Source organism: Comamonas sp. Tr-654, from assembly GCF_011752915.1.
Taxonomy (GTDB): Bacteria; Pseudomonadota; Gammaproteobacteria; order Burkholderiales; family Burkholderiaceae_C; genus Comamonas.
On sequence record NZ_VWWQ01000002.1, the window covers coordinates 270,750 to 285,767 of the forward strand.

Below are 15,018 nucleotides of genomic sequence, written 5' to 3' on the forward strand. Positions count from 1 at the left end.
TATGAGAGGGTGTCGGTGTATTCGAAGCCATGCACTATTGTCTTTGTAGCAGTTGACAGTGTTGCGACATCCATGCCGAAGCCTGCTCGGCAGGTAATGGCGCTGACACGAGAAACCCTTGCATCATGGCACAGCCCATCTCTCTGAGCATGTCCAGCTGTTCAGTGCTTTCCACACCCTCGGCCAGAATTTCCAGATGCAGACTCTTGCCCATCTGCACGATGGCATTGACGATGGCAGCGGCATCCGGGTTATGGGGCAGATCGGTCACGAATGAGCGGTCGATCTTGAGCCGGTCTATGGGGTGCTTGCGCAGATAGGCGAGAGACGAGTAGCCGGTGCCGAAATCGTCGATGGCCAGGCCCACCCCCAACGCCTTGAGGGCATGCAGGGTCTGCTGCATCTGGTTGCCCGAGAGCATCAGCGTGGTTTCTGTCACCTCGATATGCAGATAGCAGGCTTCCAGCCCCGTGTCGGCCAGAGCCTGGGCCACTTCCTTGACGACATCGCGCTGGCGGAACTCCTGTGCCGACAGGTTGACGGCGACGGGGATGGCGGGAAAGCCCTGTTGCTGCCAGGCGTGAGCCTGACGGCAGGCCTGATTGAGCACCCAGCGATCCACGGCCGCGATCAGCCCCCGGTTCTCGGCAAAGCCGATGAATTCGTCGGGCGAGACCAGGCCACGGTGCGGGTGCCTCCAGCGCACCAGTGCTTCGAAGCCTGCTAGCTCGCCTGTCTGCATCAGGGTCTGTGGCTGGTAATGCAACTCGAACTCGCCGCGTTCCACGGCGTTGCGCAGCATCTGCTCCTGCATCAGCATGCGTGTTGCGCGGCTCTCAAGCGCCGGCGTGTAGAACTGGGAGAAACTGCGGCCGCGGCTCTTGGCCATCTGCATGGCGGCCTCGGCATTGCTCAGCAGGGATGCCGGGCATTTCCCGTCCTTGGGATACATGGCGACGCCGACACTGACGGAAATCACCAACTGGGTACCCTCTATCAGATAGGGCGCCTCTGTCGTAGCGCGCAGTCGAGCAAGCAGGGCTTCGGTCTCCAGAAGGCTTGGGTTGTCGGGGAGCACGATGACAAAGTCGTCACTGCCGGTGCGGGCCACGATGTCCTGAGTGCCGACGGTGCTTCTAAGCCGCTGCGCCAGCTCGCACAGCAGCAGATCTCCTGCCTGGTGGCTGAGCGAATCGTTCACCGACTTGAACTGGTCCAGGTCCAGCGATAGCACCGCCAGTCGCGATTGATCGCCGGCTGCCCTGGCGATGGCATCGGCCAGCAAATGGTTGAGGCGGGCCCGGTTGGGCAGATGCGTCAGCAGGTCATGCTGGGTCAGATAGTCCATGTGCTGCCGGGTCTGGAGGTTTGCGGTCAGGTCGCGCAGCAGGACGATGCGGTGCCGGTCCTCTTCCCCGGGCATGGTGCTGGCTTCTATCTCCACCGGGACGAGCTGGCCGTTCTTGTGCACGACCACGGACTCAAGACGATCTTCACGCTCGCTACGCATGTTCTGCAGTGCCCGCAGACGCGCCTCGGGCGCCACGTAATCGAGCACCGGCGTGCCGCGCAGCTCGTCGAGCGAGTAGCCAATCAGCCGGGAAAGTGCGTCATTGCCGTCCATGATGACGCCATCGCGGTGCAGCACGATGGCTTCGGTGGTGATGGCTGCGAACTTGCGCATGCGCTCTTCGCTGTCGCGTATCTGCTGCGTCGCCAGATGGTGGTGGCTGACGTCGGTCATCAGCGCCACGACTCCCTTGAGTACGCCCTTTTCCTCATGCGGGCGCAGCACTGCCTCGATGTGCTGCAGTCGGCCGATCTCGGGCTCGACCTGGCGCGTGTAGCGCAGCGTCTGGGTGCTGTCTACCGCCACGGAGTTCAGATAAGGTTCGATCTGTGTCCAGACCGGCTCGCCCACGATGTCGCGCACATCCATGCCCACGATGCTTTGCATGGTGTGACCGAAGTGCTCTGCGTAGCGCGCGTTGGCAAAGCGGCAGGCACGGGTTTCGGCATCAAAATAAGCCAGCATTGCGGGTGCTGTATCGGCCACCAGCCGAAGAATGGCGTCCTCATCCCTCGTTTGCTGTGCTGTCAACGTATCAGGCATGCGCCTCCCTTTTTTCTGGGAGTATTTATATAGGAATCAGGTCGGCCACGACCATGACATGTCCATCATGGAAGGGATTGTGAATTGCTTTTCAGACAACTTGCAAAGACTATTGATGTATCAGAACACTTGGTGATATAGAGGCCCAGGAACCCGAAAATGCTCAAGTCCGACCTCTCAAGCTCTTCAAAATGGCTGCAGCCGCACAACCTGCTGCGCCTGTCCGTGGTGGTGGCGCTGCTCACCATCGTTCTCAAGACCCTGGCCTGGTGGCTGACCGGCTCGGTCGGCCTGCTGTCCGATGCGCTGGAATCTTTCGTGAATCTGGCCGGTGCCATGTTTGCCCTGACCATGGTGACCGTGGCCAAGCGACCGGCGGATACCGAACACCCCTATGGACATTACAAGGCGGAGTACTTCTCGGCCGGCTTCGAAGGCGTGCTGGTCATAGGCGCCAGCCTGGCGATTGCCTGGGCAGCGCTGTCGCGGCTGTGGAACCCGCAGCCCCTGGAGCAGCTGAGCTGGGGCCTGATGCTGTCGCTGCTCAGCACGATCTTCAACGGGCTGCTGGCATGGGTCATGCTGCGCTCCTCGCGCAAATACCGTTCGATGGCGCTGGAGGGCGATGCACGGCATCTGCTCACCGATGTCTGGACTTCGGTGGGCGTGGTGGTCGGCTTGCTGGCTGCGGCCCTGACGGGCTGGCTGTGGGTGGATGCGGTGGTGGCTCTGGCTGTGGCAGTGCATATCTGCGTGCAGGGTGCGCAACTGGTCTGGCAGTCTTCGCAAGGCCTGATGGATCAGGCGCTGGATGCGCCGCAGCGCCTCAGGATAGACACTTTGCTGGACAGCTTCGCCAGGCGCAGCGAAGGCGTGAGCTTTGACAATATCTCCAGCCGCCAGGCGGGGGAGCGCAGCTTTGTGGACTTCCACATGCATGTTCCTGGCCAGTGGAGCGTTCAGAGGGCAGCACAATTGCGCTCCGAGATTGAAGCCGCGCTGCTGCAGGCCATTCCAGGCCTATATGCCCGCATCGAGCTGCTGCCCATGGGCATGAACACGGTCAGTGAAGTGGCCGATGGAGAGCAGGGCGGCGAAGCACAGGGCACGGCCAGGGAAGGTTTGAGTACATGATGAGTGTGATTCAGCGCGTCAAGCAGGCGCGCGTGGAGGTCGACGGCCGCATTACCGGTCAGATCGGCCAGGGTCTGCTGGCGCTGGTCTGTGCCGAGCGCGGCGATACCGAGGCCGAGGCCGACAAGCTGCTGGCCAAGATGCTCAAGCTGCGCATCTTCAGCGACGAGGCCGGCAAGATGAACAAAAGCCTGCAGGACGTTGGCGGAGGGCTGCTGGTAGTCAGCCAGTTCACGCTGGCAGCCGATACCAGGGGGGGAAATCGCCCCAGCTTTACGGCCGCCGCCGCGCCCGACGAAGGCCGGCGCCTCTACGACTACTTTGTGGACCAGGCCAGGCGTGCCCACGCTCAGGTGCAGACCGGTGAGTTTGCCGCCGATATGCAGGTGCATCTGGTCAATGACGGGCCCGTCACCATTCCCATGCGCATGGAGCCGCAGGCCTAGGCAAGGCCGCGCCTGCGAACCCATCCGTCACCACGATTTCAACAAGAGCTGTCCATGAAGCCATCCTGCAAGCCCTCTTTGTCCCTCATCGCCGCCGGCCTGATTCTCGGTCTGGCAGGCGCCAGTCTGCCCATTCAGGCGCAGACCTTGAAGAAGCCCGCGCTGGACGCACTGATCGCATCGTCTGCTGCGACCCCGCCCGAATCCTTCAAGGCCTTTGCGCAGCAGGCCGCCAGGGCCGAGCCTGGCGTGGCGGCAGCCGTGCAGCGCTATACGCGCGGCCAGACGCTGTCGGACGGCGAACTCGCGGATATCGCCCGGTTGCTGGGCGTATATACCCGTCTGACGCAGGAAACTGCGGTACTGGAAAGCCTGCAGCGCATGGTGGCGCTGCCCACGGTGCGCGATCCCAAGGTGCCTCCGCATGAGAGTCCGGCCATCCTGGACTTCGGCAAGCTCGTTGCATCCATGGCCGCCGAGTTCGGGCTGCGCTTTCGCAATGTGGACAACCGCATCTTTGAAGTGACGCTGCCTGCCAATGCGGCGAGCCGTGCCAGCGAGGCCACCGAGTTCGGCATCCTGACCCATGCCGATGTGGTGCCTGTGGTGGCTGCCGAGTGGGTGCTGGATGGCAAGCAGATCAACCCGTTCCAGGTCACCCGCGTGGGTGACCGGCTTTATGGGCGCGGCACGATTGACGACAAGGGCTCCATCGCCACCGTGCTGCATGCGATGAAGGCGGTCAAGGACAGCGGTCTGCCGCTGTCGCGCAGCATTCGCCTGATGATAGAGACCACCGAGGAAACCGGCGGTGATGCCATGAAGTACTACCAGAGCAAGACCTCGCTGCCGCAGTACAACATCGTGCTGGACAGCAAGTACCCGGCCGTGGTCGCTGAAAAGGGCACGGGTGCGCTCAAGGCCTTGTTTGCGGATGTCGCCGTGGATGCCGCCAAGCCCGCCATCACCGCCATGGCCGGTGCCGCCTCGGCCAACTCCATTGCGCAGACGGCCTCCGCCATCGTCTCCGCCACCGATGTGGCTGCGCTGGATCTGATCGCGCAGCGGCTGTCCAAGGACAAGGACGACTTTGTGAGCCGGCACGAGGCGCAGGGGAAGTTCGCCATCGAAGTGCAGCGCGCCGAGGGTACAGTCACGGTCAAGGTCAGCGGCGCATCCGCTCACGGCTCGCGCCCCGAGGAAGGGGTGAATCCCGTGCCGCGCCTGGCGCTGTTCCTGCAGCAGAGCCTGATGCCGGAGCAGGGCGCAGCACTGGTGCAGCCCAATCAGTACAGCCAGGCCGTGCGCTACATCAATGGCGTGTTTGGCCTGGACTATCTGGGCCGGCAGCTGGGCATTGCCTATGCCGATGATTTCATGGGGCCGCTCACGCTGTCGCCCAATCTCATCAAGTCGGCAGACAGCAAACTGGAGGTGACTGCCAATGCGCGCATGCCGCGGGGCAAGACGCCCGAGCAGCTGCGCGCCGAGGTGGAGCAGGGCATTGCCCGCTGGAGCGAGGCGGCCAAGGTGCCGGTCAGCGTGCAGTACACCCAGGGCAACTGGATGGCCCGCGACCCCAAGGGCGCATGGCTGAGCACCCTGCTCAATATCTTTGGCGACACCACGGGACTGGACGCCAAGCCCGTGCCTACCGCAGGCAGCACGACCGCCAAGCTCATGCCCAACGCCATCAACTTCGGCCCGGCCATGCCCGGCAAGAAGTACACGGCCCACAATGCGCTGGAGTACCAGGAGCTGCCGGATCTGCGCACGGACATGCAGATGTTCACCGAGATGCTGGTGCGCATCGGCAATCTGCAGCAGATGCAGTGACGCGCTGAAGGCAAGGCGCAGCCCCGATGGCGGGGCTGGCGCTGCTTACTGCATCACGTTCATGACCGCCAGGGTCATGGTTTCCACGCCGGTCTTGAACGTGGGTTCGGGTTCTGGGGCGAAGAAGGGTGAGTGATTGAAGGGCAGCGGCTTGCCGCCGGGCTGACTGGCCTCGGCCACCTTCTTGGGGTCGTACACGCCCAGGGTGTAGAACATGGATGGCACCCCCTGATTGATGAAGTCCGAGAAATCTTCGCTGGCCGTGATGGGTGAGATGGGGATCACATTGCGGTCGCCGAGTGCGGCCTTGAACAGCTTGACCGTGCGGCCTACCAGTGCCGCGTCATTGACTACGGCATCCGAGCCCTTGACCAGCTTGACCTCGGGTGCAGGAGCGCCCGACATGGCGGCTTCGGCCTTGGCCGTGCGCTCAATGCCTTCGTGCATTTTTGTGCGCACCTCGCTCTTGTAGCTGCGGATTGTTCCGAGCAGCCGCGCCTGGTCGGGAATGATATTGCCCGCGCTGCCCGAGTTGAAGGCGCCCACGGTGACCACACCGAACTCCATGGGATCTTTCTCGCGGCTGATCACGCCCTGTACATCGACCACAAAGCGCGAGGCCATGAGCACGGGGTCAATGCCTTTGTCCGGCATGGAGCCATGGCTGCCACGGCCATGAAACGTGATGTCCAGCGAGTCCGAATTGGAGGTCGCCGGCCCTGCCACATAGCCGACCATGCCGTAGGGCATGGAGCCGGTATGCAGAGCAAAAGCGTAGTCGGGTTTGCCGAATTTCTTGAACAGACCGTCGGCCAGCATGGCCTTGGCACCGGTCACCGTTTCCTCGGACGGCTGGGCCACGAACATCAGCGTGCCCTTCCATTGGTTCTTCAGGCCCAGCAGCGCCTGCGCCGTGCCCAGCCAGCTGGTCATATGCATGTCGTGGCCGCAGCTATGGGCGACAAAGCTCTCCTTGCCGTTGTACTGGGCCTTGGCCTTGCTCGCATAGGGCAGGCCGGTTTTTTCCTCCATCGGCAGGGCGTCCAGCTCGGTGCGCACCATGACGGTGGGGCCCGCGCCATTGCGGTAGATGGCGACCAGACCGGTCTTGCCAATGCCCTCGGTGACCTCAAAGCCCAGCTTGCGCATCTCGGCAGCCAGCTTGGCGGCGGTGCGCGTTTCCTGAAAACCCAGCTCGGGATTGGCATGCAGGTCTTCGTAGATGCTGCGCATCTGCGGATACATCTGGGCGATCAGCTGCTGCAGCTGGGGCTTGAGCGGCTGGGGGTCCAGCTCTGCTGCCTGGGCGGAGCCCAGAGTGACGGCCAGCGCGGCGACGGCGCAGAACTTGCGGGTAAGGCTAGGGTGCATGTGAGGGTCTGTGGTTGGCTTCAAACAGAGGCAGCTCATGGAGAGCGCGCTTTCAGACTAGGAGCATGGCCGGCTTAAATTGAAGAGGGGCAACCCGCAAATGGCACCGTGAATAACGATGGCACAAGGCTTTTGTTGCGCAGGCCCGGGATAATCCGCTCCCATGAATACCTCCACCAGCGCCGCCCAGGCCTCTGATTCCTCCGCTTTCTCGGCGCTGCCCCTGTCACCTGAAATGCTGGCCAATCTCCAGCAGCTCGGCTATGCGCAGATGACGCCCATCCAAGCCGCCAGCCTGCCGCTGACCCTGCAGGGCAAGGACTTGATCGCCCAGGCCAGCACCGGCAGCGGCAAGACGGCTGCCTTCGGCCTGCCCATGGTCGATCGCCTGAACCCGCGCTGGTTTGCCGTCCAGGCCCTGGTGCTGTGCCCCACGCGCGAACTGGCCGACCAGGTCGCCACCGAAATCCGCCGCCTGGCGCGCGCGCAGGACAACATCAAGGTCGTCACCGTCTATGGCGGCGTGCCCTCGCGCAACCAGATCGCCTCGCTGGAAAACGGCGCCCACATCGTCGTCGGCACACCCGGGCGCGTGATGGATCTGATGGAGCGCGGCAAGCTCGACATCGGCAACCTCAAGACCCTGGTGCTGGACGAGGCCGATCGCATGCTGGACATGGGCTTTCTCGGCGATATCGAAACCGTGGTGCGCCAATGCCCGGCGGATCGCCAGACCCTGCTGTTCTCGGCCACCTACCCCGAAGGCATTGCCTCGCTGGCCAGCCGCTTCATGCGCGACCCACAGACCGTCAAGGTCGCGACCCAGCACAGCGCGGGCAAGATAGAGCAGCGCTGGTACGAAGTCGGTGCCCGCGAAAAGGTGGGCACGGCAGCCAGGCTGCTGGCGCACTTCCGCCCCGAATCGAGCATTGCCTTTTGCAATACCAAGCAGCAATGCCGTGATGTGGTGAGCGAGCTGCAGGCCCAGGGCTTCAGCGCCCTGGCCCTGTTCGGCGAGCTGGAGCAGCGCGAGCGCGACGAGGTGCTGGTGCAGTTTGCCAACAAGAGCTGCAGCGTGCTGGTCGCCACCGATGTGGCGGCGCGCGGCCTGGACATCGCCGATCTGTCTGCCGTAATTAATGTGGATGTCACGCCCGACCCCGAGGTCCACATCCACCGTATCGGCCGCACCGGCCGTGGCGATGCCGAAGGGCTGGCGCTGAATCTGGTGTCCATGGACGAGATGGGCAGCGTGGGCAAGATCGAGCAACTGCAAGGCCGTGCTTCGCAGTTCTTCCCCGTGGACGAGCTCACGCCCGCCGCTGGCGGCGGACTGCTGCCGCCCATGATGACCATACAGATCATCGGCGGGCGCAAGGAAAAGATCCGCGCCGGCGACGTGATGGGTGCCATGTGCGCCGACTTCGGCTACAGCCGCGATCAGATCGGCAAGATCAGCGTGAACGACTTTTCCACCTATGTGGCCGTGGACCGCAAGATTGCCTCGGCTGCCTGCGCCAAGCTCAATGCGGGCAAGGTCAAGGGCAAGACCGTGAAAGCCAGGTTGCTGTAAAAATCAGCCCAATTGGCTTCCAGCGCTTGTGTGGCAAGCACTGCGCGCTCACAAAAAAGCCTTCTCGTTGCCGAGAAGGCTTTTTTACTTTGGACGGCGCTTCAGCCTCTGGCGAAGAACAGCCCGGCCATCACCAGCCCCGTGGCCACAATGCCCCAGCGCAGGACATGGGGTGCGATCCTGCGCGCCGCGCGGGCTCCCAGATAGCCGCCCAGGGTGGCGGCAACCATCATGATGAGGGCCAGCTTCCATTCCACAATGCCGCCTACGGCGTAGATCACCACGGCAATCGCCGTCAGCAGGGCCGAGACCAGGTTCTTCAAGCCGTTCATGGCGTTGAGCGAGGTCTGGCCCAGCAGCCCGAACAAGGCCAGTAGCAAAATGCCCAGGCCGCCGTTGAAGTAGCCGCCGTAGATGGCCACGATCAGCATGCCTGCAGCGGCCTTGGCCGCCGATGTGGCGGCGTGGGCGGCATTCTTGCCCGCGGCCCAGGCGCGCAGCTGCGGGCTGAAGGCGAACATGGCGGTGGCGGCCAGCAGCAGCCAGGGCACGACCTTGCGGAAGGTGGCGTCGGGCGTGAACAGCAGCAGCGCCGCGCCGGCGGAGCCGCCGATCAGGGACAGAGCCACCACCTGTTTCATGGACAGGCCTGGCGGGGACTGCATATCGTCCTTGAAGCCCCAGGCGCCCGCGATATAGCCCGGCAGCAGGGCCACGGTGCCCGTGGCATTGGCAATCACGGGCGGCACGCCCGTGAAGACCAGGGCGGGAAGGGTCAGAAAGCTGCCGCCACCGGCGACGGCGTTGAGCGTGCCGGCCGTGAAAGCTGCGGCCAGCAAAAGGGCGAGATGGCCCAGGTTCTCCATGTTCTTGTCTCCTGATTTTCTCTGTCAGCTTTGCGCCTTGTTGTGTGCGCGATCTTAGGCGATGGCCCGTATCGCTTCTTATGCTGTTAATTATTTTTAGAAATAAAAGAATTTAAAAACAGTATTTTGAGGAATAAGGGATTGTTTTGACAATCAACTCCTTAGTTAAGGAGTTTTGCCGTGAATCTGCCCCGTTTCCTCTCCCCCGCTGCTTGGGTCCTGCTGGCCGCAAGCTGTGTGTCGGGCGCAGCCATGGCGCAGCAGCCGGAGTTTCCGGCGCATTCAGTCAAGCTGGTGGTGGCCAACGGCCCCGGCAGCGCTCCGGATCTGCTGGCCCGTCAGGTGGGCAATCTGGTGGGCCGGGACTGGAAGCAGGCCATCGTGGTGGAAAACAAGGGGGCGGCCGGCGGCGTCGCGGCCGTGGATGCCGTGGTCAAGGCCCAGCCCGACGGCTACACCTTGCTGGTCGGCGGCGACAGCGCCATCACCATCATGCCCAATGTGCAGCGCAATCTTCCCTATGACGTCAAGAACGATCTGGTGCCGGTGACCAAGCTGGGCCAGTCCGACTTCGTGCTGGTGGCCAACCCCAGGAAGGGCTTCAAGACCTTGCAGGACTTTGTGGCCTACGCCAAATCCCACCCGGGCAAGATCAACTACGCCTCCTCGGGCACGGGCGGTGCCCAGCATCTGGCCATGGAGCAGTTCAAGCAGCGCGCAGGCTTTTTCGCCACCCACATTCCCTATCGCGGCGGCCCTCAGGGCCTGCAGGATGTGCTGGCCGGCCAGGTCGATGTGATGCTGATTGCGATTGCTCCGGCGCTCACCCAGATCCAGAGCGGCAAGCTCACGGCGCTGGCCGTGTCTGGCCTGCAGCGTCACGCGCTGCTGCCCCAGGTGCAGACCCTGGCCGAGAGCTACAAGGGCTTTGAGGCCGGTGCCTGGTTCGGCCTGTTCGCACCCAAGGGTACGCCGGCTGCCGTGGTCCAGGCCATTGCCCAGGATACCGACAAGGCGCTGAAGGACCCCGAGCTACGCAAGAGCCTGCTGCAGCAGGGCATCACTCCCGTGGGCGAGGGCCAGCAGGTGTTTGCCAGACAGATCAAGACCGAAGATGTGCGCGTGGCCCAGCTGGTGCGCAGTATCGGCCTGAGCGTGGAGTAAGCCCGGTCGGGGTGCTCTCATAAAGAGAGCTGCCTGCGCTGGTCATTCTTGAATGTCAAGGCTAAATGCCTTTGAAATACATGATTGACCTGTGCAGGCAGCTCTGTTTTCAGGAGTCTACGGCACGTGGGCCGTTGCCTGTCCGCTATTTGGCGTAGGGGTCTTCGTAGCCCATTTCCTTCATGATGTCGGTCTCGTAGGCCTCCATCTCTTCGGCGTCTTCCTCGCTGGTCTCGTGGTCCCAGCCCTGGGCATGTAGCGTGCCATGCACCAGCAGATGGGCGTAATGCTCTTCCAGCGTCTTGTTCTGCTCCCGGGCCTCGCGCTCCACCACGGGAGCGCAGAGCACCAGATCGGCCATCACGGTTGGCTCCTGCTGATAGTCGAAGGTCAGCACATTGGTCGCGTAGTCCTTCTGGCGGTACTCGCGGTTGAGCTTGCGGCCTTCCTCGGCATCGACGATGCGCACCGTGATCTCGGCATCCACGGCCAGCGCATGGCGGATCCAGCGCGTGACGCGACTGCGACTGAGCAGTTCGCGGTGGGCGGCCGCCTCGGCGCTGGGGCCGAATTGCAGCGATAGTTGCAGTTGATTCAAGGTCATTTTGGCTTTTAGCCCTTATTTGGTAAGTGCTAGTAGCTATGGATTTTGATTAAAGCTCGTCAGCCGTGGGCAGGGACCGGGCCGTACGCGGGCTGCTGCTGCGGTGCTTGGGCGCCGAAGTGCCTTCGGATACGCGCCCGCGCGCGTCGTAGGCGTCGACGATGCGCGCCACCAGCGGGTGGCGCACCACATCGGCGCTGGTGAAGTGGTTGATGGAGATGCCCTTGACACGCCTGAGCACGCGCTCGGCATCGACCAGGCCGCTGGGCGCACCCTTGGGCAGATCGACCTGGCTGACGTCGCCCGTGACCACGGCCTTGGCGCCAAAGCCGATGCGGGTCAGAAACATCTTCATCTGCTCGGGCGTGGTGTTCTGTGCCTCGTCGAGGATCACGAAGGCATTGTTCAGTGTGCGACCGCGCATGAAGGCCAGCGGCGCGATCTCCAGCGCATTGCGCTCGAAGGCCTTCTGTACCTTCTCGTAACCCATCAGATCGTAGAGCGCGTCGTACAGAGGGCGCAGATAGGGGTCCACCTTCTGCGTCAGGTCGCCGGGCAGAAAGCCCAGACGTTCGCCAGCTTCCACGGCGGGCCGGGTCAGCACGATGCGCTGCACGGCGCTGCGCTCCAGAGCGTCCACGGCGCAGGCCACGGCCAGATAGGTCTTGCCGGTGCCTGCCGGACCGATGCCGAAGCTGATGTCGTGATTGGCGATGTTTTCCAGATACAGGGCCTGGTTGGGCGTGCGGGCGCGCAGATCGGCACGGCGCGTGGTCAGCTGCGGTGCCGTCAGGTCGGCCTCCAGCATCTCGACATCGCCGGCCAGCATCAGCTGCAGCGTGTCTTCGGCGATCACGTAGTCGGCGATTTCATAGAGCGCCTGCAGCAGCTCCAGCGTCTCATTGGCCTTGGCTTTGGGGCCGTCGATCTTGAACTGCTCGTGACGGTGAGCGATCTTGACGCCCAGCGCGACTTCGATGGTACGCAGATGCGCATCCGCCGGGCCGCAGAGATGGGTCAGGCGCGTATTGTTATGGGGAGTGAAGGTATGGCGCAGGATCACGCGGATAATTTCTCAAAAGAATCGCCGCACGGTGCGGCAAAGGAATTCAATGATAGGCAAATTGACGGGAACGCTGCTGGAAAAAAACCCGCCCGAAGTCCTGGTGGACTGCGCTGGCGTGGGCTACGAGGTTCAGGTGCCCATGAGCACCTTCTACAACCTGCCCGCCAATGGCGCCAAGGTGGCCCTGCTGACCCATTTCGTGGTGCGGGAAGATGCCCAGCTGCTGTTCGGCTTCGCAACGGCCCGCGAGCGCCAGACCTTCCGTGAGCTCATCAAGATCACCGGCATCGGTCCGCGCATGGCATTGGCCGTGCTCAGCGGCATGAGCATCGATGATCTCGCGGACGCGGTATCGCAGCAGCAAGCAGGGCGATTGGTCAAGGTGCCGGGCATCGGCAAGAAGACCGCCGAGCGTCTGCTGTTGGAGCTCAAGGGCAAGATCGGTGCGGATACCGGTGCGCAGTCGCTGTTTGCCAACAACAGCGAGCAAAACGATATCCAGCAGGCGCTGATGGCACTGGGCTATTCCGACAAGGAAGCCTCGGCCGCCCTCAAGAAACTCCCACCCGAAGTAGGGGTGAGCGAGGGCATTAAGCTCGCGCTCAAGGCTTTGACCAAATAGCTCCGCTGGCCCGTTGCCAGTGAGTGCGTTCCTGAACGGCAGGAGAACACGATATGCACAGATGGAAACAGGGCAGACGCATTCTCTCTCGATGCGCAAGCCTGATGCTGGTGGTGTTGACGGCTTGCGGCGGTGGCGGGGGTGGAGGCAGTGTTCCGGACCCCGGTCCCGGCCCTGGCGGCGGGAGCGGGACAGGGACCGGGGGCGGCAATGGCGCGATCATTGGCGGCGCGGCAGAGATCAGCACCCCTTCGGGTCCGCCCACGGCCAATGTGCTGGATTCACTGGTCGTGCCGGCCGCCCAGGCTGCGGCGGCGACCAGAAGCGTGGCGGTGGCGTCCGTAGCAGTGCGGCCCAAGGCCGTCAGCCTGACATTGCCGCAGTGGAGCGACGCGCCTTCGCCGGTCATGCCCATGCCCGGCCTGCCCATGCAGATCGGGGCGCCACGCGAGCTGTCTTCGCTGCAGTCCGCAGGCGATATGGCGCGCACGCTGCACTGGTCCGAGACCCCGGAGGGCGGTCAGGTGGCGGCGATCAGCATCACCTCGGCCGGCGCCCATGGCCTGCGGCTGGGCCTGGTGGTCGACGCCATGCCCGATTCCGCCGAGCTCAGGCTGTACCGCAAGGATCGCAGCAAGACCGGGTTCGAGACCACGGGCCAGGCCATCAACGATGCCATTGCACGCAACCGCCGCGCCGACGGCGACACCCGGGCAGCCGGCATCTGGTGGACCCCCGACCTGGGAGCCGACGAGGTCACGCTGGAGATTGCACTGCCTGCAGGAATGCCGACATCGCAGCTGCGCACTGCCATTCCCACGCTCACCCATGCCTATGTCAACCTGGCCCTGCCCACGGAGCTGGAACTGCGCGATGCCTTGGTGCCCAGGAATGTGGGCGATGCAGCGGGTTGCGAACTCGATGCCAGCTGCGCCGATCAGTACGCCACCGAGCGCAATGCCGTGGCGCGCATGACCTATGTGGGCTCCGACAACCGCTACTACTACTGCACGGGTTCCCTGCTGAACAACACGCGACGCGATTTCACGCCGTATTTCCTGTCGGCCAATCACTGCATATCCACACAGGCATCGGCCACCTCGCTGCGCACGGACTGGTTCTTCCGCTCGGCCAGCTGCAACAGCTTCGAGCCTAGTGCCCAGACCACGGCGCTGCAGCGCGGCGCCACTTTGCTGTATGCCACTGCGGCGCACGATGCCACGCTGATGCGGCTCAATGACGCAGCGCCCGCCGGTGCGACGATGGCTGGCTGGGATGCGAGAGGAACTGCGGTGACGGGGACGGCCATCTACGGCTTGCATCACCCACAGGGCGATTTGCTCAAATACAGCGAAGGCCAGGTGCAGAGCTACCGAAACTGCAGTCTGGGCGCTGGCAGCATCACCTGCAACCCAGGCAATGCCCAGAGCGATTTCGTGAATGTCGGCTGGAGCAAGGGAGTGACCGAGGGCGGTAGCAGCGGCTCGGCCATGTTTGTGAGCGGACGCGTGGTGGGCACGCTGTCCGGCGGCAGCAGTTCGTGCACGGTCAGCGGCGGCTCCGACGTCTACAGCCGCTTCGACCGGACCTTCAGCACCCAGATCGGGAACTGGCTGGCGCAGTGATGGAGGGCCGGGTCAGGCCAGGCCGGTCTACTTCCCCTGCAACTGCCTGACGGCTGCCTTGGTCTGCTCGACATGGGCCAGCGGGTCGCTGCTGACAAGGGCGAACTTCACCTTGCCGTCCTGGCCTACCACATAGGAGATGCGGTCGGCCCTGGCCGGGTTGGCTGCAGCCCCTGCGTCATAAGCCTTGATGGTGACGGCCTTCGGGTCCGAGGCCACGGCAAACTGGTCGCGGCAGGCTTCGGTGGAAAAGCGCTTGAGGGTGTCGATATCGTCATGCGACATGCCCACCACCGTGGCTTTCATGGCCGCGAATTGGGGCGTGGCTTCGGCAAAGGCATGAGCTTCCAGCGTGCAGCCCTGGGTGAAGGCCTTGGGGAAGAAGTACAGCACCACCGGCCCCTTCTTGAGCGCTTCGGCCATGTCGAAGTCAAAGGCCTTGCCGGCCACGGCGGCGGGCGTCCTGAAGCCGGGTGCTGCATCGCCGGCCTTGAGTGCGGCCTGGGCAGCGGGGGCTAGCAGGGCGGCAAGCAGCCAAGGGGCGAGCTGATGGATCTTGAACATGGCAAAGCCTTTAAGAACATGTGTGTGGTCTCTA

13 protein-coding genes are annotated in these 15,018 nt (G+C 63.5%); 7 read left to right on the top strand and 6 right to left on the bottom strand.

From position 1 onward, the window contains the following. Positions 1-34 precede the first annotated feature (34 nt). Entirely contained in the window at positions 35-2,113 is a 2,079-nt protein-coding gene (locus F3J24_RS06915; protein ID WP_167003936.1) for a bifunctional diguanylate cyclase/phosphodiesterase, read from the bottom strand. 159 nt (positions 2,114-2,272) lie between these two features. Here F3J24_RS06915 and F3J24_RS06920 point away from each other — a divergent pair, with 159 nt between their 5' ends. Genes F3J24_RS06920 through F3J24_RS06930 form a run of 3 tightly spaced genes read left to right on the top strand, consistent with a single transcriptional unit; the run spans position 2,273 to position 5,529 of the window. Then, on the top strand, positions 2,273-3,247 hold the full coding sequence (locus F3J24_RS06920) for a cation diffusion facilitator family transporter (RefSeq protein ID WP_167003940.1): 975 nt from the start codon (positions 2,273-2,275) through the stop codon (positions 3,245-3,247). Beyond that, positions 3,244-3,693 (top strand): D-aminoacyl-tRNA deacylase, encoded by a 450-nt coding sequence (gene dtd, locus F3J24_RS06925; protein WP_167003945.1) that lies wholly within the window; start codon positions 3,244-3,246, stop codon positions 3,691-3,693. Before F3J24_RS06920 ends, dtd begins: the two co-directional genes overlap by 4 nt. A gap of 54 nt (positions 3,694-3,747) precedes the next feature. Beyond that, positions 3,748-5,529 carry a dipeptidase gene (locus F3J24_RS06930; protein ID WP_167003948.1) on the top strand — a complete coding sequence of 594 codons (1,782 nt, stop codon included), beginning with the start codon at positions 3,748-3,750 and terminating at the stop codon, positions 5,527-5,529. A gap of 45 nt (positions 5,530-5,574) precedes the next feature. Here the strand turns inward: F3J24_RS06930 and F3J24_RS06935 are convergent, their stop codons facing one another. Beyond that, positions 5,575-6,900, bottom strand: coding sequence for an amidohydrolase (locus F3J24_RS06935; protein ID WP_167003951.1), 1,326 nt, complete (start codon positions 6,898-6,900; stop codon positions 5,575-5,577). 163 nt (positions 6,901-7,063) lie between these two features. Here F3J24_RS06935 and dbpA point away from each other — a divergent pair, with 163 nt between their 5' ends. Further along, positions 7,064-8,473, top strand: coding sequence for an ATP-dependent RNA helicase DbpA (gene dbpA / locus F3J24_RS06940; protein ID WP_167003955.1), 1,410 nt, complete (start codon positions 7,064-7,066; stop codon positions 8,471-8,473). A gap of 101 nt (positions 8,474-8,574) precedes the next feature. Here the strand turns inward: dbpA and F3J24_RS06945 are convergent, their stop codons facing one another. Beyond that, positions 8,575-9,339, bottom strand: coding sequence for a sulfite exporter TauE/SafE family protein (locus F3J24_RS06945; RefSeq protein WP_167003986.1), 765 nt, complete (start codon positions 9,337-9,339; stop codon positions 8,575-8,577). A 180-nt stretch (positions 9,340-9,519) separates the two neighbouring features. Here F3J24_RS06945 and F3J24_RS06950 point away from each other — a divergent pair, with 180 nt between their 5' ends. Next, entirely contained in the window at positions 9,520-10,503 is a 984-nt protein-coding gene (locus tag F3J24_RS06950; protein WP_167003989.1) for a tripartite tricarboxylate transporter substrate-binding protein, read from the top strand. Positions 10,504-10,648: 145 nt separating this feature from the next. Here F3J24_RS06950 and ybeY read toward each other — a convergent pair whose 3' ends face one another. Together ybeY and F3J24_RS06960 are read right to left on the bottom strand one after the other, a co-directional pair. Then, positions 10,649-11,107 (bottom strand): rRNA maturation RNase YbeY, encoded by a 459-nt coding sequence (ybeY, locus tag F3J24_RS06955; RefSeq protein ID WP_167003992.1) that lies wholly within the window; start codon positions 11,105-11,107, stop codon positions 10,649-10,651. A 49-nt stretch (positions 11,108-11,156) separates the two neighbouring features. Continuing rightward, a complete protein-coding gene (locus F3J24_RS06960) occupies positions 11,157-12,170 on the bottom strand; it encodes a PhoH family protein (RefSeq protein WP_043006009.1) in 1,014 nt (337 codons plus the stop codon). 49 nt (positions 12,171-12,219) lie between these two features. Here F3J24_RS06960 and ruvA point away from each other — a divergent pair, with 49 nt between their 5' ends. Together ruvA and F3J24_RS06970 are read left to right on the top strand one after the other, a co-directional pair. Continuing rightward, on the top strand, positions 12,220-12,795 hold the full coding sequence (gene ruvA / locus F3J24_RS06965) for a Holliday junction branch migration protein RuvA (protein ID WP_003050853.1): 576 nt from the start codon (positions 12,220-12,222) through the stop codon (positions 12,793-12,795). 53 nt (positions 12,796-12,848) lie between these two features. Further along, a complete protein-coding gene (locus F3J24_RS06970) occupies positions 12,849-14,420 on the top strand; it encodes a serine protease (RefSeq protein WP_167003996.1) in 1,572 nt (523 codons plus the stop codon). A gap of 27 nt (positions 14,421-14,447) precedes the next feature. Here the strand turns inward: F3J24_RS06970 and F3J24_RS06975 are convergent, their stop codons facing one another. Continuing rightward, a complete protein-coding gene (locus F3J24_RS06975; RefSeq protein WP_043375352.1) occupies positions 14,448-14,984 on the bottom strand; it encodes a peroxiredoxin in 537 nt (178 codons plus the stop codon). Between the last annotated feature and the right edge of the window lie 34 nt (positions 14,985-15,018).

Bases quoted from the DNA above. Each gene is read 5' to 3' on its own strand.
- F3J24_RS06915 (WP_167003936.1), bottom strand. From the start codon at position 2,113: ATGCCTGATACGTTGACAGCACAGCAAACGAGGGATGAGGACGCCATT.
- F3J24_RS06920 (WP_167003940.1), top strand. From the start codon at position 2,273: ATGCTCAAGTCCGACCTCTCAAGCTCTTCAAAATGGCTGCAGCCGCAC.
- dtd (WP_167003945.1), top strand. From the start codon at position 3,244: ATGATGAGTGTGATTCAGCGCGTCAAGCAGGCGCGCGTGGAGGTCGAC.
- F3J24_RS06930 (WP_167003948.1), top strand. From the start codon at position 3,748: ATGAAGCCATCCTGCAAGCCCTCTTTGTCCCTCATCGCCGCCGGCCTG.
- F3J24_RS06935 (WP_167003951.1), bottom strand. From the start codon at position 6,900: ATGCACCCTAGCCTTACCCGCAAGTTCTGCGCCGTCGCCGCGCTGGCC.
- dbpA (WP_167003955.1), top strand. From the start codon at position 7,064: ATGAATACCTCCACCAGCGCCGCCCAGGCCTCTGATTCCTCCGCTTTC.
- F3J24_RS06945 (WP_167003986.1), bottom strand. From the start codon at position 9,339: ATGGAGAACCTGGGCCATCTCGCCCTTTTGCTGGCCGCAGCTTTCACG.
- ybeY (WP_167003992.1), bottom strand. From the start codon at position 11,107: ATGACCTTGAATCAACTGCAACTATCGCTGCAATTCGGCCCCAGCGCC.
- ruvA (WP_003050853.1), top strand. From the start codon at position 12,220: ATGATAGGCAAATTGACGGGAACGCTGCTGGAAAAAAACCCGCCCGAA.
- F3J24_RS06970 (WP_167003996.1), top strand. From the start codon at position 12,849: ATGCACAGATGGAAACAGGGCAGACGCATTCTCTCTCGATGCGCAAGC.
- F3J24_RS06975 (WP_043375352.1), bottom strand. From the start codon at position 14,984: ATGTTCAAGATCCATCAGCTCGCCCCTTGGCTGCTTGCCGCCCTGCTA.